This window comes from Natronorubrum sp. A-ect3 (assembly GCF_041821125.1).
In the GTDB taxonomy this organism is placed as follows: Archaea; Halobacteriota; Halobacteria; order Halobacteriales; family Natrialbaceae; genus Natronorubrum; species Natronorubrum bangense.
In genome coordinates this window covers 336,342-349,973 of the sequence record NZ_JBGUBB010000003.1, presented here as the reverse complement: position 1 = coordinate 349,973, position 13,632 = coordinate 336,342, and the positions used below count along the sequence as shown (strand labels likewise).

Sequence of the window (13,632 nt, the reverse complement as noted above, 5' to 3'; positions counted from 1 at the left end):
CTGTTCTGCTAGCGTTCTGCGCCGTAGACGATCTGCGAGGGCGCTTCGTAGCCACAGTCAGGACAGTTGAACCATCGCTTAACCTTCGCACCAGTGGCAACTTTCTGGCCGACGATGACATCGTCGTTTGAACACTCTGGACACGAGAGTTCAGGGGCTGGTCGGTCCCGAAGTACATCCCGAAAGCTGGTCGCGTCTTTGGTCTCGAAGCCTCGAGACCAGATGGGATAGCCGTCGACGAGGATCGCTGCCCGCCACTTGTATGCGTAGGAGTCCGGGGTACGATGCAGAACGGCTCGAGCTCCAGTCTCGATGTTTCGATATGCTAGCGTGGGTGTTCGACTCTCTCGCGTCCAGTTGGGTATTCGTGGCATGATTACTCAGAAATGGACGTCTGCCGGCACGATCCAGCACGTCTTGTTCTCACCCTTTTCCTCGAGGAGTCGATCGAGGTGTCCACGGTGACGAATGCCAGTCGCATGTTGATCGTACAAGCAGATCGACGGACCACGGGAGGCACCGACCTGTTTAAAGGCATGACGGGTAAGGCCCGCATCGCGCATGATTTCGTCGTCGCTGCGTTCCTCGAGTGCTTGCTTCACTCGGTTCAGATTGCGCTGGAACTCTTTCTTGGTGGTCTCCCAGGCCCGCTCGAGGAGGTCTTCGCCTTCCTCTGATGTGATGGGCGCAGCCGTCGGCAGGTCACCCCACCGTGCTTTTCCAGCCACTGTCGTATCCTCTTCGTCGAAGGTGACGTAGTAGTCGAACACTGCACAAGAATCCGGCTCTGCACCAACCAGTCGATCGAACACTGTCTTCCCGGTTGACAGTGCCTCTTCTGCTGTCGATGCCTCTACCAGTGCGTAGATGATCATATGCATTTTCTCACCTTAGTTCGCCGACGCCTTGGTCAGTGTTCGTCTGTTTCTGCTCAGTGCGCCGGCACCCATCACCGGCGCACAAAATTACTGTTGGAGCACGCATCTCTCAAGAGAGTAGAGCGATCTGGATCGGTAGTAATATTGATAGTGGTCGTCAAGCCGCTCGACTGGTTGGTAGCATCGAATCAACGTGAATGCCTTCGCCGTGAATAACAGCTTCTCGCTGGTACCAATAGCACCATAGACCGCTTTCTCTACGTCTCCCTCAGGCTCCACATCCATGTCCTCAGAGGCCTCTACGTCCTCTCCTTCGGTAGCCAAATACTGGCGGACGGTCTCCCAAATGTCGTCGGGGAGGATTTGTTGGAGGTCTTGGGAAGTGAGGCGGGAGTCGTCTCCAAACTTCTCCGAGTTGTCGGCCACGCGGGCCTCATCGGCCTTGTGTAGTTCGTCCATGCGCTTGTTGATAAGGGCTTGAGCCTCCTCACGGCTAATCACGCCGTACTCCTTGAGGACTTCCTCCAACGTGCCCACAAGTTCATTCTTAGTGAGTGGGGGGGTCGTCGGACCATCTAAAATCGGATAACGCGGTCGTCAGAGGAGCTGTCCTCGAACGCTGATGACCGAACGTCTCTCGCCTGCCTCGAAAAACGTGGCCGGCTCGGACCGGACGTCGACCACCGGTCGGCTCACTTTCTCGTTTCGTCGTCGTTGTATAACCCGAGAGCCGATAGATCGGGGTCGAGAAACCAGAGGAACGCCGACGCGATGATGAGCAACAGCGCAACCGGGAGCACCACGTCGATCCACGACTCGGCGGCCGTCGTTCGTCTGAGATATTCGCTGAACAAGAACGCGAGCAGTCCGGACATCGCCAGAAGCATCGAAACCGATCGGACAGTGGTTTCCTGTCGAATACCGGTAATGAGAATAGCGGCTGTGCCGATGACGATCACAACTAGGAGCAATAGTTCCATGTTCATGTGGTAATGTGGGTGAAACCCGTATTTAGCACGTGCTCAAATCGGGAAGCGCAATCGGCTGTCGGAGCGGGTTCCACCATCGCGGTTGGTAGAACCGGACGTCGTAAAACCCTTGACACGACGTGTATCGTTCGATCGCGCTTTTCAATGTACAGCCGCCGCCGACGACACCACCACAGACGACGCCACCGAGTTGGGTTCCGGGGATCAGAAATAGCGCGAAACACGTTGCTCCGGCGAAAATACAGATGTCCGCCGAATTAACCGTCGCGACGTGACGGTAGCCAGGAATACTTGGCGGACTATTTCTCGGATAGTCGTCCGGAAACACCTCTGCCGAGAGTTCGACCCTCGACGGGTCAGCATCGAGTGACGCGGTCCAGTAGAGTGCCCCCTCCTCGAGCACAGATTCGACGGCCGTATTGCTAAGGACCATCGCCTCCGGACTGAAGCCATCGTCGAACACCGCCGCAGTGACGGTCCAGCGATCGCCGCTTTCCAGCACACGGAGATCGAGGTTGCGATCGTCGGCGGTAGACCGCGCCGATACGCGGTGAAGTCTTCCCTCCTCGATATCCAGCGAGCCGGCGGGCTCGTTTTCGATCCGGTTTGCATACCCCTCCCGTCGCAACTGCCGAGTTACCGCACGGAACTCGGGCCGTTTCGTGAGAACGATATCGTCCGCCTGTTCAGTCTCGGCAGTGTCCGTCACTGCGGCCCCGGTGCCGCCGAAAACGACGCTACTCACTCCCAGCATACCGGTACTTTTCAGGATCGATCGTCGATTGGACGCGAACTGCTCTCGAGTGTCAGAAGGCGGTCCGTTGTCTCCGCTGGTGTCGCGGCTTTCAGTACACTCGTCTACGTATTCTTTCGATCCGTCAATATCATCACTCATGTTATTCTGCAATACTTGTATTTCCCCTTGTAATACAAACACTTTTGGTGGTATATTTATGTGAATATATCCACTCCATAACAGAGACAACCGAGTCATCCGGGTTACCGATGACTGTCTCGGGACGATCCGGCTACAATGGCTGGTGAACTACCCTACTCGCTCACGGCTGACGCCGTTCGCTCCTTGAGGGTAATTAATGTGGGTATCAGTAGGTTCACGACGCTCTGGTCGAGTGAGAAGACCCACTTCTTCCAAGAGCGCCGTTGCTGTCTCGATCGTCTCTGTCTGCGTCAGTCAGCTGATCACCCTCGAGATTGTTGAGTTGGGTGAGTGCATGATACAGTCTGTATCTGGTGTGTTGCGTGGATCCATTGATTGCGACTCAGCCGATCGCAGCGCAGACAAACAGAACACGATCGCACGGACGACCGCTTCGATTAACCAACATCCACGCGGCTCCATTGCCGTCTGTTGGTTAAGACATGACGCGTGGCAATTTACTCTGGGTTCGGCCCGTAGCGTGGCGCCCCGCAGACCTGGCACTCCCAGATTGCGTGGCCGGTCCAGGTTTCGTCGGGAACCGATTCATGATCGCCGAATCGATGATCGGTTGTACGTCCGCACTGGAGACACTCGAGGCGTTCTTTGGTTGGAATGGTACTGTCTTGGTTCTCAGGTTCACGTTCTTGAGGTGCCTGCTGGAGAGCAATTGCAGGAACTAGCCACGCATCATCGCCGGCGTTGGCGAGCAGCGTCGCAAGTCGTTGCTCGTCGCGAATACCAGTCCCACCTTCGTCGTAGAGATACGTTGTTGGTTCGTAGTTGCCATCCACCGCTGATTGGTCAGTCCACCCTGTTCGATCATGGGCCGCTGCGAAAAGCTGCTCACCATCAGCGGACGAGATCCGTACTGCAGCGGGTAGTACAGGCCACTGATCGGTCAATTGGGCTGCAGGTTCGTCCTCGAGATCATAGATGATCGTGCAGTCGTTGACGGTTGATTCCGCCACACTCGAGGCAAGGAGCGTCGCAGCGGCCCCGCCTTTCGCGACAGCGCCGTAGAACGTCGACGACTCGACCAGCATGTGGACGACGCCGAGGAGTGTCCACTCTGGTGCTGTCGTGTCTGTCTCGGAGGAAGTGTCCTCGAGATGGTTGGTGAGACAGAACAGACATTTCGTCTGGTCAGCTGGGATCGGTGCGCCACAGGACCGACACTCGGTATCCGTTTCCGCTGGTGTGTCTGGATATCCAGTCGTCGCCGTCGCAACCCGCTGTCGATCAGGTTCACCGTCGTTACACTCGCTAAGTGTCTCATCTGGAACATCTGACGCTTCACCGGTCGGGCGAAGCTCCTCAAAGTCAGAATATCGATCAGTCATTGATTGAATAGTGGATCGTGTTATCTTGCGTCTCGATGCAGGTTCCAGTTCGATAGAGAAGAGCTAGCAATAGAATTACTTAGAAGCTACTGGTCGCGGAGTCCTGCTTCTCGAGCGTCACGGTTGGTGGAACAATGGATACACGCTGGCAGCTTCCCATCAACAGCGAAAACCCGGTAGTAGCTCTCAGTGACATGAGAGCCACAGCCATCACATTCTGGCATTGTTAAAAGCATTGTTGTCTCTTCGGTAAATGTCTTGCTTCAATACTTGTGTGAATTTGGATGATAGCATGTTATCTACGCGTAACCAACTCGTCTCTGCACCTGGCTGTGTTGCGTTTCTAGGAGGTTTCCACAGTCTTCACACACGGTTTCGACTACGTTGGTGGTAACCCGTCCGTTGCACTTGGGACACGGATTCGCGCTTGAGTTGGACTGGGCGTCTTCGTCGAATACTGTCTGGTAAACTTCTCTGAAGGTCATGGTGTTCTCGAGGGGCAATGAGTAACTCTGACTGCCCCTCACCCATTGTGGGTCACAGAAACCTACCTTGCAGTGAACCGCCTCGGGGTCAGCCCCGAGGCACTCGCCTTGCTCATCTGTAGACTCGATACTTGACTCAGCGCGTATAGGATACTGTCGGCGAAAGCAGAGTGGAGTGTACGCTTTGACGCTGACTGGATATCTCGCGCTGACGAGCGGATTCTGGAACATCTAGCTGATGCTGGGCCTGATACACCCAAAGAAGGGGATACTAGCTTGACGATCATTGGTTTGATACCGAAACGCAGCGGCGATCGCGGGCTTTCACGAGACGCGTCTCAGTCGCCTTGCTGCGCGTTCAGCTCGCCAAGGAACCAGCCAGCTGTCGTTCCGATTTGAACGCCATCGATGTTGCGCATCTCGAGATCAGACGTGGCGGTACGAAACGGATAGTGGTCGACGAGAACGCGACGGATAACCGTACGGACGGGTTCTGTCCCATATCTGTCCACGACGGTTGCCATCGTCACGTCAAAATGAGCATCTTGGTGATCCTCTCGAGGATTCTGGGCGCGCTCGAACACGAGCTCAACTACCTCGTCAATCGATGCGTGTTCGGGATTTCCGGTACGTTCACGAACGTCGTAGAGGGCGTCGCTATCAGTCATAAGTAGCACCTATTCACCATCGGCATTGTCAGCTGATCCAGATACAGAAGTCTCGAGACGACGCAGATGGCGTACTTCGGCGAGGGCATCTTCGAGCATTGCGAGATTATCTATCGCCGTGGCCTCACTCATGATGTCGTCGAGAAGTGTAGCTCGCTCGATAGTGTGGGCCTCTCCCTCGGTGATCTCGATCGAGTCAATGGATACCGACCGGTCTTCATTCCATCCACACGCCCAGCAATTTCGGGTGACGACGATTTCCTCGTTTTCATCGGCAGCAAGCAGTGCATCGGCCACTGATGCTGTAAGCGGCTGATTCGGCCCTACTTCCATCGTGACGGGTCCGCCACACGCAGGACATTCCATACCGATATCGAGTACTGCTATCATTTTCAAGATACGGGCTCTGAGATTAAATACTATTTAAACCCCTTGTCGGTGAACGAATGCGTTGGGGTTGAAGGGACCCGTCTTTCGACATGTGTCCCGCTTATTTTCACTCCCAAAACGCTTCGACTCGATCGTCTAGATCACCGAGTACGTCCGTAATCACATCTCGCCAATCCTCCTCGTACTCAACATCTTCCCCCGGAGTTGTTGCATCCGGTGGTGGGTGAAAATGTGAACGGGTATTGTGATTGTTCGGATGGCGGTCCCACCGACACTCCCAGTGATCTCCAGCGTCGTATTGTTCAGAGTAGTGGATGTTAAAATCGTCTGTCTTGTACCACCGGATCTGGAGATACGCACGCTCGATAGCAGTTGGAAAGTACCCCATGTCGTATTCTGCGACGACTGAACTTGGTGCGTACTCCGGCTGAAAGATGGTCTCTGCAAAGCGGTTGCTTCGTTCAAGATGCTGCCCAATTTGTTCGAGAATGTCGGTATCGATGCCACCGACCTCTGGGACAGTATCGTCGTCAGCTGGCCGGCGTTCAGGCATCGACTTTGGCACCGCCACTCGAGGGATGGCCGTTCTGACGCGCTGTATCTAACAGCTCTGCACGGTGTTTGAGCGTTTTCCATTCACTCAGTGCTTCCCACACTTCTTCGACCGACGCTTCCTCGGTGCTATCCATGAGAGACACGTCTTCCGGACTGTCGGCATCGAACTGGGCACGATACTCCTCGAGTTGTTTCATTGTTTCTTTGAGTTCTTTGACGATCTCTGCCTCTGAGTATTGGTCTTGGATTTGCTCAACTCTGCGCCACTGGAGATAGGATTCGTTGCGTTCGTATCTCACAGGTCGTCCCGAAATCTTACGTGTCATTCCCATTGAACCGAACCATTCAAGATAGTCTCTTGCAGTCTCCGTATCGCAGTCTGCTTGCTCTGCGATTCTGGACACTTTCGTTGGGGTCCGTAGCTGTAAAATAACACTGAGCAATCGTTCTCGCGTTGGGCCTCCTTTCAGGACCTCTTCAGGAGAGTCCCATTCGGTAAAATCAGGTGGATTCTCAGTCGAATCACGAATGTCGTCGGGAGTATCAGTTAAGTCCATCAGTACTCACCTACATCCAACTAACGATACAATCGGCTATATATCTACCGCACACTGAATTATTTCTGCTTCGTTCAGCGAGTCACGTCGTTCTCTGTTCAGAACTATCGACGTATTTTCTTGCTCAACGGGAATCTCCAGCATGTTCTCACATTCGCATCTAGTACTTACGCAGTCTTCACGACGTGCTCCTCGAGATCACGCGTCCAGTAGGTAGCTGGCCCACCGGGACTACATCGCGCACACAGCTGTAGCGAACCCTCGAGATGGCCGAGTTCAACGCGGAACTGCGTGAGTGCCGCGATCGTGTCGACGACGAGCCCACAGCCGTCACAGGTGCAGTGATCGAACTCGTTAGGGTCCGGCTCCGCCTGGATAGCGCAGTCGACACAGATTGAGTGGGTGACTCGCTCGTCTTGACCCCACGTATGCGCCTCGCCAGACTCGGCGTCGGGCAGGGCGTCGCAGAACGCACAGCCAGTGAGTGTCTGCTGCATTACTCACCCTCCTTGTCAGCGTTGCGGGCTGCTGTCCACCCTCGATGGAAAACAGCAAGCTGAGTGCTCGAGTCAAAGGCAGTTCCACTTGGCTCGTGGACGAACACGCGCTTGCCAGGAACCGGCGTCACCACACCGTTATCGATGAGTTCAGTAGCGAGCTTTCGGGCGGCTGTATCGCCGATATCCGCTGTCACGGCATGAGTTGCATCCCGATCATGGGCAACGAGTCTGGCTTCGAATCGTCTGTAATCGTCTGTAGTGTCGTCAATCGGATTCGGATCAGTCATTGTCAATCAATGGTGGCACACTATTGAGTGCGCCTCGTGCCTCACGGCGCCAATAAACTTACTGCTGGAAGCACGGTCGAGTCGAAGACACTAGGTGATGCGTACTGGAGCCGACAAACGTCCAGAACGGGCAGACTCAGCGAAAGCCCGGCAGTGAAACGGCTTTCAGCCGTGAACTGCCCGGAACGTGGAGGTGGGTGGGGAGGCGGGTAGTGGGTGATCGGGCATCAACAAAAAAGAGCCGTTGTCGCCTACTCCCACCACTGACCGCGTTCTGGGAACACGATTTCCGACCAGTGAGTCAACGCGATCGAGCATCGTCCATTGTACCAGTTCTTCGCCGCCGCCCTGAACCGCACCAGTTCACCTTCCCGCACCTTCGTCTGCCTGCTCTTCGTCCAGATCGTGAACTTCGTTCGACCAGTTTCGTCTTCAAGCAACCCAACCTGTTGGATACTCGGACTCGAGGGCACCCACAGTTCGATCACGCGCCCTTCCACGCTGACCTCGCCTCTCCTAATTGACTCGAGTCTTCCAATCGGCACAATCGTCCCTGCCTCATGCTGCATCTCTTCTTTCGTATCCATCACCGCCTCGAACATCGCTTCACCCTCGAGCACCCGACTGGCGATCCGCTTCGCGATGACCGCTCGCGTGTACCCACCGTTGACGTCTTCGGCCAACCGCTGTGCCTGCCGATTGACCTGGCCCAACGTCGCTCGTCCAAGTTTCTCTCGAGGATCGACTTCCGTGACCGGCCGCTGACTACGACGTGCCTGCTCAACCACCGCTCTCGTTCGTTCTGCTCGTCCCTCCTGTCGTCCGAATGCTGCCTGTACACTGATTCGCTCGAGTTCTTCCTCTCTGGCCCGAATGCGCTCTTCCTGGGCCAGGGTCACGCCGTAGATCCGATCTTTGCTCGTGTCGACGATCCCGTCTGGATGGTTTGCATCCACCTTCGCCTGAATCTCCATCTCCACCGTGGCCCGGAACTCTGGAGTCTCGTCGACGACGTCCTCGTGCTCCGCTCGACCCGCTTCCTGCTCGTATGCTTGTTCATCGACCGAAACGACCTTACTAACTGACTTCTTACTAGACATTGGATTTGTTTCCAAAGGCGCTCACTCGGCGTCTTTCCCGACACCACGACTCTCCAGCCTTGGCTCTCTCGCTGTCCAACTCATCCATCACATGCGTCTCGCTCGCGCCTTCGTAAGCGCCCGTCAGGGCGCGAGCGAGACGCGCCGATGACCGATTCAACCAGTAACGCGCGGCGCTTCAACCGGATCGAGCAGCCAGTTTTAAGCCGTTTACGTGTCTGAGCGGCAGCGAAGACCGAAAGCGCGCTTAATACTGGTATCCGAAGAGCGAGAGTGAGTGGAGGGCGGAAGCGGCGAGCGGGACGTGCCGTCTTTGAGGAGGGAACAACCACCTTCGACAGCCAGCGAGTAGTCCACGTGGGTGGGATTGAAAGGGGCTGACGCACTCGGGGAACCCCGACGATGCAAGCACCGAAACGGAGTGAGGCGCGCAGCGAGTCGCGGGACTCGAGTGCGTCAGGGGTTTTCAACGTCTATATCTCTGCTTTGCCTCATGGAATAGAAAGTGTCATAGAAGGCTTCTCACGGGCTTCAAAAATAATCAGTCCAAAGGGATGAAATGTGTTGATACATAGCACATATACGCAAGTACCTCAATAATAGAGACTATGGACGAGTATTTCAAGGCATTATCGAACATCCACCGTCGTAGACTGCTCATCGCCTTACTCGACCATAATCCACAACGGGATAACGTAGATGTGCCAGAGGACGTTCACGAGGGGGAAAAGTCGTTAGAGGCTCTTCAGATAGATTTCAACCATGTACATCTCCCTTCATTGGAAGAGACGGGGTTCATTCGCTGGAATAGAGACGCTGGTGAAGTGGTGAAGGGGCCGAGGTTCGATGAAATCCGTCCACTCCTTGAGCTGATGCGAAATCACGCCGATGAGCTGCCAGACGACTGGCTGTAAGTGCTCAGTCCGCAACTCTACTGATCGTTGTGAACAATTCTATGACACGCTATCATGGAATACCGAACGATCATGTGTCGGTAACCGAATCACACAGGTAGTGAAGCGACTTCTCTTGGTAGTCCTCGTCGCAGCAATGCTCGTTCTTGCGGGCTGTGCTGATGGGACTGGGACGGATAACGGTGAGCCGACAGTAGAAACAGATGATGACCTCGAAGATATCGATTCGAATAGTGCTGAAGACGATACCACAGCCGATGAGGACGAAACCGATCCAGAAGAGACCGACGAAAGCGAAGCCGATGAACCCGACTCAGGTGATGGTCCCGATGTCGACGGAGACCTCGAGATCCACCACATCGACGTCGGCCAGGCTGATGCCACGCTCTTGATCGAACCCTCCGGTGAGACGATGCTGATCGACTCCGGTGACTGGCCCCAAGCAGGAGCCGGCGTGATCGAGTACCTCGAGGACCAAGACGTCGACCGAATCGACCATCTCGTCGCAACACACGCACATGCAGACCACATCGGCGGCCACGATGCGATTATCGAACACTACGAAACCGAACGTGATGGCATCGGCACAGCCTACGACTCCGGCGTGGCGGCCACAAGCCAGACGTACGAGCGATATCTCGACGCCATCGAAGACCACGACGTCGAACTGCTGATCGTCGAAGACGGCGATCACATCGAGTTCGGCGACGCAAGTGTCGACGTCCTCAACCCGCCTGAAGGAGACTCGGGATCAGACCTTCACTACAACAGTGTAACACTCTCCATCGAGTTCGGTGAATTCTCTTATCTCACGACTGGCGATGCGGAAGCCGACGCTGAAGAGCGGATGGTTGACGAACACGGTGATCGACTCGAGGCAGACGCGTATCAGGCGGGCCATCACGGTTCGACGACGTCCTCGACAACGCCGTTCATGGACCAGGTGACACCGGACGTGGCGATTATCTCGAGTGCGTACGACTCCCAGTACGGCCACCCACACGATGAGGTTCTCGAGGACTTCGCCGATCGGGATATCGAGACGTACTGGACCGCCGTCCACGGCGACGTCATCCTCACGACTGACGGGAACGATGTCGAACTCAAGACGGAACACGAGTTCTCGACTGATGCTGGCGATCTCCTCAAGGAGAAGTCAGCTGATGACGACACTCAAGCGACGTTCAGCCACCCGATTGACGTGCCTACGGCGCCATTGGCAGGCTAATGACCGAAACCCACACTGCGACGCTCGATCGGATCGTCGACGGACAGACAGCGGTGCTCTTGCTCGAAGAGGACGACGAGACCGTCGACCAACTCGACGTCGACGTAACGACGTTGCCACCGGAGGCTCAGCACGAAGGGGCAGTTCTCGAGATTGCTGTCGAAGCAGGCGAACTCTGCGAAGCCGAATACCTTCCTGAAGTCACACAGTCTCGCAAAGAGTCTGCACAGGAGCGCCTCAATCGTCTCTCGACGGAATTGTCCGAGAGAAACTGAGTCGTTGCGATACTCAGATCAATCGCATTGAGTCACTGGAATCGTCTCCAATGATATCTGCTAGACCGTAGACGGAGATTACATCAGTATAGCCCTGTGCGGTGACTGCATTTTCGATTCCTTTTCGAGCTGGCTTATCATCGGTCAGTACGACCACGCCTGCTGTCGAGCGGTCTCTGACGTACTGGATGGCCAGTCCCGCGAGGATTGCATCTGTTTTTTCGACCTCGTGTTCAGGCTTGCCGGTTTCGTTCGCGATCGTTCTCGTGGCGATATCACTTGCTGCAACAGCATCCCCATCTGTCGGCGATGGTGCATCGATGATTTCGGCCCATCCTTCGTCAAGAGCCGCCTGGACGCGATCCGTCTTCGACCCGCCGAGCTCCCCAATAACACGCTGCGGGAGCTTGCACACAACACCAGCGTTCCGGACAGCACTCCGAAACCGTGCGTATTTCGGATTCGAGGGGGGACCGATCGCAAAGAAGACGTTTGCGTCGACGAGGACGTCTTGTTCGGAAGAGAGTAGATTGTCTCGACTCATCCAACGTCCTCACTCGTGGGAATCTGACTCTTCGGGGGAACCATCTACCTCGTCAAGAGAAGGAAGGTCCATTTGGTCGTGGACATCCGGAAACAGATGCTCGAAGAACGGATCGTGGGTTCGGCCCACAGTCAGCGCTGGCTCGAGCGCGTAGATGATCATCATTGCTTCGGTCTCGCGAACGTCGATATCGGTGGCGACCATCCGTTGGGTCGTCTTCCCTGCGAAGTGTAATCCTGCACCTCGCAGCGCAGCGATGAGTTTGCCAGCACCGTAGCGATCCATGAAGTACTCGACATCCTCGTCAACTTCCTGCATCGCAAGTGCGTGCAAGACCGTCGGCGTGATAACAATGGGGACGTACTGCTCGACAATGATGATCGGGTCTGCTGTCAATTGCTGCGGACGTGTCGAGTCATCTCGATCAACGAGACCGAGGTCGACGAGCTGATCGATATACTCGTAGGTCGTCGATTTCGATAGCTCGAGGTTGTCCATGATCTCCGGCGGCGAAACCGGGCCCCAGTAGCAGACGTAGACGTATACACGTGCCAACGCCGGCTGATTGAGGAGTTGAACGACTGTTTCGAGTCTGGGCGCGTTCTGAGCAAGCCTCGCTGGCTCGAGCGTCTCTTCGTCCATGATGTCCGTCGGTGGTGGATCTAAGACGTCGATCCCACCGTCAGGACGAATGCGATTCGTATCATCCATACCTGTTTGTTCGAAGTCCATGTACTTCAGACTACTGCCGACTCTTCTTGAGTTTTTTCTACTCTTGGATATCAATTCGAACTCTGCTGTTAGCGAAGTTATCTGATCGGTTTGAGCACGAAACGGTCACATCGACACGTTGCATCGAGATCCGGATCTGATGTCTCTGGACGAGACCGTGCCAACCTGTTCACGAGCTCTGTTCGAAGTTCCTCCCGACCGAGTGTCTCGGTATGCCACCCAACTCGAGCATCGTAGTGATGCTTTGAGAAGACCTCTCCTCGAGGGTTCTCTGCGGTATACTGTGTGCGTCTGGTGCCCCAGAGATGTGACGACCGGTACTCGGCAGCGAGGTTTTCATGTGTGAGTTCGATGAGAACCCACTCCACATACGAGACGATCGAGACTCTGCTACGGTCGTTTGGAACAGAAAGGTGTTGGCGAGTCTCCCGTGACGTGGTCGTTATCTCTCGAGGTGTCTTGTAGCCGACTCCCGGTTTCGGTGTTGGTGGTTCAGAACTCATAGTCAATGAGGAGAGTCTATGATTCCCCTCACCCCTTTGGGGATGAGAAACCGTTCTGGTGAGCAGCGAAATTATTCGAGCAATTGTTCACTGACGGTGTCATAGAACGCTTCCCAGGACATTAATTACAACCCATACTTCGGTGAACTAGCCGATGAGTAGGTATGCGAACTGATCGACGAAGAAATTGCCAGATAAGAGTAGTATTCGTACTGGTATGCAAGATGGAATGCGCGAGTGTTGCATAGCTTTTTAGACTGTATGACAACTACCATAGATAATGACCTCCAAAACAGTATCCGACTCGAAATGGATTACCAACATCTTTGAGAAGCCAAAAGGATGGCCATATAATGCCATCCTCGTAGTTGCGGCGGGCCTTTCTTTCTTCTTAATGTATACTAGAGAAACAGGAGCTTGGGAGACTCTTGGAGTTATTTTTATTGTTCTTGCTATCGGTGAATCAGTTCCGTCGGAGCGGACATCGCTCGCAAATGCCATTCGGATCGGTGGAGTTGGACTTGTCCTCCTTGCTGCTGTTATAATTGACTTTGGACTCATTGGGTGGTAGTACCGTTACACCCAATCCGTATCCCCACAGAACAGTTTGTTCACTAGCTTCGTCGTGAAACAAATAGGATCGTCATGCTGCGTAGATCCTCTGAATGTTGCAAGCCGCTTCTGACAACAGTTTGGTAGCTCGTTGAACCTCTGCAAGATACAGGGTTCGAATGTTGCACGCTCAAT

Annotated in this window: 19 protein-coding genes; 4 read left to right on the top strand and 15 right to left on the bottom strand. The window is 54.8% G+C overall.

The features are described 5' to 3' along the window. Nucleotides 1-8: 8 nt before the first annotated feature. The 13 genes from ACERJA_RS13640 to ACERJA_RS13580 form a co-directional block, all read right to left on the bottom strand. The gene (locus ACERJA_RS13640; RefSeq protein ID WP_373608812.1) at nt 9-374 is read right to left on the bottom strand and encodes a hypothetical protein; all 366 of its coding nucleotides are present in this window, start codon (nt 372-374) and stop codon (nt 9-11) included. A gap of 6 nt (nt 375-380) precedes the next feature. Then, nucleotides 381-881 (bottom strand): hypothetical protein, encoded by a 501-nt coding sequence (locus ACERJA_RS13635; protein WP_373608811.1) that lies wholly within the window; start codon nt 879-881, stop codon nt 381-383. 84 nt (nt 882-965) lie between these two features. Beyond that, on the bottom strand, nt 966-1,406 hold the full coding sequence (locus tag ACERJA_RS13630; protein ID WP_373608810.1) for a hypothetical protein: 441 nt from the start codon (nt 1,404-1,406) through the stop codon (nt 966-968). A gap of 164 nt (nt 1,407-1,570) precedes the next feature. Then, entirely contained in the window at nt 1,571-1,864 is a 294-nt protein-coding gene (locus tag ACERJA_RS13625; protein ID WP_373608809.1) for a hypothetical protein, read from the bottom strand. Nucleotides 1,865-1,889: 25 nt separating this feature from the next. Further along, the gene (locus ACERJA_RS13620) at nt 1,890-2,612 is read right to left on the bottom strand and encodes a hypothetical protein (RefSeq protein ID WP_373608808.1); all 723 of its coding nucleotides are present in this window, start codon (nt 2,610-2,612) and stop codon (nt 1,890-1,892) included. A 650-nt stretch (nt 2,613-3,262) separates the two neighbouring features. After that, nucleotides 3,263-4,147 (bottom strand): hypothetical protein, encoded by an 885-nt coding sequence (locus ACERJA_RS13615; RefSeq protein WP_373608807.1) that lies wholly within the window; start codon nt 4,145-4,147, stop codon nt 3,263-3,265. A gap of 823 nt (nt 4,148-4,970) precedes the next feature. Then, nucleotides 4,971-5,300: a hypothetical protein gene (locus ACERJA_RS13610; RefSeq protein ID WP_373608806.1), complete on the bottom strand. Its 330-nt coding sequence runs from the start codon at nt 5,298-5,300 to the stop codon at nt 4,971-4,973. A 9-nt stretch (nt 5,301-5,309) separates the two neighbouring features. Next, a complete protein-coding gene (locus ACERJA_RS13605) occupies nt 5,310-5,666 on the bottom strand; it encodes a hypothetical protein (protein WP_076610457.1) in 357 nt (118 codons plus the stop codon). A gap of 130 nt (nt 5,667-5,796) precedes the next feature. After that, the gene (locus ACERJA_RS13600; RefSeq protein WP_373608805.1) at nt 5,797-6,243 is read right to left on the bottom strand and encodes a hypothetical protein; all 447 of its coding nucleotides are present in this window, start codon (nt 6,241-6,243) and stop codon (nt 5,797-5,799) included. Beyond that, entirely contained in the window at nt 6,236-6,802 is a 567-nt protein-coding gene (locus ACERJA_RS13595; protein ID WP_373608804.1) for a hypothetical protein, read from the bottom strand. Before ACERJA_RS13595 ends, ACERJA_RS13600 begins: the two co-directional genes overlap by 8 nt. Before the next feature lie 167 nt (nt 6,803-6,969). After that, nucleotides 6,970-7,299 (bottom strand): hypothetical protein, encoded by a 330-nt coding sequence (locus tag ACERJA_RS13590; RefSeq protein WP_373608803.1) that lies wholly within the window; start codon nt 7,297-7,299, stop codon nt 6,970-6,972. Further along, the gene (locus tag ACERJA_RS13585) at nt 7,299-7,589 is read right to left on the bottom strand and encodes a hypothetical protein (protein WP_373608802.1); all 291 of its coding nucleotides are present in this window, start codon (nt 7,587-7,589) and stop codon (nt 7,299-7,301) included. Before ACERJA_RS13585 ends, ACERJA_RS13590 begins: the two co-directional genes overlap by 1 nt. A gap of 251 nt (nt 7,590-7,840) precedes the next feature. Further along, complete coding sequence (locus tag ACERJA_RS13580; RefSeq protein ID WP_373608801.1) at nt 7,841-8,689, bottom strand: DNA-binding protein; 849 nt, start codon at nt 8,687-8,689, stop codon at nt 7,841-7,843. A gap of 608 nt (nt 8,690-9,297) precedes the next feature. Here ACERJA_RS13580 and ACERJA_RS13575 point away from each other — a divergent pair. The 3 genes from ACERJA_RS13575 to ACERJA_RS13565 all read left to right on the top strand — a co-directional run bounded on the left by ACERJA_RS13575 (nt 9,298) and on the right by ACERJA_RS13565 (nt 11,106). Further along, a complete protein-coding gene (locus ACERJA_RS13575; protein WP_373608800.1) occupies nt 9,298-9,603 on the top strand; it encodes an ArsR family transcriptional regulator in 306 nt (101 codons plus the stop codon). Between the two features lie 100 nt (nt 9,604-9,703). After that, nucleotides 9,704-10,831 carry an MBL fold metallo-hydrolase gene (locus tag ACERJA_RS13570; RefSeq protein ID WP_373608799.1) on the top strand — a complete coding sequence of 376 codons (1,128 nt, stop codon included), beginning with the start codon at nt 9,704-9,706 and terminating at the stop codon, nt 10,829-10,831. Further along, on the top strand, nt 10,831-11,106 hold the full coding sequence (locus ACERJA_RS13565; RefSeq protein ID WP_373608798.1) for a DUF3006 domain-containing protein: 276 nt from the start codon (nt 10,831-10,833) through the stop codon (nt 11,104-11,106). Before ACERJA_RS13570 ends, ACERJA_RS13565 begins: the two co-directional genes overlap by 1 nt. A gap of 13 nt (nt 11,107-11,119) precedes the next feature. Here the strand turns inward: ACERJA_RS13565 and ACERJA_RS13560 are convergent, their stop codons facing one another. After that, nucleotides 11,120-11,650, bottom strand: coding sequence for a hypothetical protein (locus ACERJA_RS13560; protein WP_373608797.1), 531 nt, complete (start codon nt 11,648-11,650; stop codon nt 11,120-11,122). A gap of 9 nt (nt 11,651-11,659) precedes the next feature. Further along, complete coding sequence (locus ACERJA_RS13555) at nt 11,660-12,382, bottom strand: helix-turn-helix domain-containing protein (RefSeq protein ID WP_373608796.1); 723 nt, start codon at nt 12,380-12,382, stop codon at nt 11,660-11,662. 783 nt (nt 12,383-13,165) lie between these two features. Here ACERJA_RS13555 and ACERJA_RS13550 point away from each other — a divergent pair. Continuing rightward, entirely contained in the window at nt 13,166-13,456 is a 291-nt protein-coding gene (locus tag ACERJA_RS13550; protein WP_373608795.1) for a hypothetical protein, read from the top strand. Nucleotides 13,457-13,632 lie beyond the last annotated feature (176 nt).

What these genes read in the sequence shown, in the direction of transcription:
- ACERJA_RS13640 (WP_373608812.1), bottom strand. Translation starts at nt 374, where the DNA reads ATGCCACGAATACCCAACTGGACGCGAGAGAGTCGAACACCCACGCTA.
- ACERJA_RS13635 (WP_373608811.1), bottom strand. Translation starts at nt 881, where the DNA reads ATGCATATGATCATCTACGCACTGGTAGAGGCATCGACAGCAGAAGAG.
- ACERJA_RS13625 (WP_373608809.1), bottom strand. Translation starts at nt 1,864, where the DNA reads ATGAACATGGAACTATTGCTCCTAGTTGTGATCGTCATCGGCACAGCC.
- ACERJA_RS13615 (WP_373608807.1), bottom strand. Translation starts at nt 4,147, where the DNA reads ATGACTGATCGATATTCTGACTTTGAGGAGCTTCGCCCGACCGGTGAA.
- ACERJA_RS13610 (WP_373608806.1), bottom strand. Translation starts at nt 5,300, where the DNA reads ATGACTGATAGCGACGCCCTCTACGACGTTCGTGAACGTACCGGAAAT.
- ACERJA_RS13605 (WP_076610457.1), bottom strand. Translation starts at nt 5,666, where the DNA reads ATGGAATGTCCTGCGTGTGGCGGACCCGTCACGATGGAAGTAGGGCCG.
- ACERJA_RS13600 (WP_373608805.1), bottom strand. Translation starts at nt 6,243, where the DNA reads ATGCCTGAACGCCGGCCAGCTGACGACGATACTGTCCCAGAGGTCGGT.
- ACERJA_RS13595 (WP_373608804.1), bottom strand. Translation starts at nt 6,802, where the DNA reads ATGGACTTAACTGATACTCCCGACGACATTCGTGATTCGACTGAGAAT.
- ACERJA_RS13590 (WP_373608803.1), bottom strand. Translation starts at nt 7,299, where the DNA reads ATGCAGCAGACACTCACTGGCTGTGCGTTCTGCGACGCCCTGCCCGAC.
- ACERJA_RS13585 (WP_373608802.1), bottom strand. Translation starts at nt 7,589, where the DNA reads ATGACTGATCCGAATCCGATTGACGACACTACAGACGATTACAGACGA.
- ACERJA_RS13580 (WP_373608801.1), bottom strand. Translation starts at nt 8,689, where the DNA reads ATGTCTAGTAAGAAGTCAGTTAGTAAGGTCGTTTCGGTCGATGAACAA.
- ACERJA_RS13575 (WP_373608800.1), top strand. Translation starts at nt 9,298, where the DNA reads ATGGACGAGTATTTCAAGGCATTATCGAACATCCACCGTCGTAGACTG.
- ACERJA_RS13565 (WP_373608798.1), top strand. Translation starts at nt 10,831, where the DNA reads ATGACCGAAACCCACACTGCGACGCTCGATCGGATCGTCGACGGACAG.
- ACERJA_RS13560 (WP_373608797.1), bottom strand. Translation starts at nt 11,650, where the DNA reads ATGAGTCGAGACAATCTACTCTCTTCCGAACAAGACGTCCTCGTCGAC.
- ACERJA_RS13555 (WP_373608796.1), bottom strand. Translation starts at nt 12,382, where the DNA reads ATGGACTTCGAACAAACAGGTATGGATGATACGAATCGCATTCGTCCT.
- ACERJA_RS13550 (WP_373608795.1), top strand. Translation starts at nt 13,166, where the DNA reads ATGACCTCCAAAACAGTATCCGACTCGAAATGGATTACCAACATCTTT.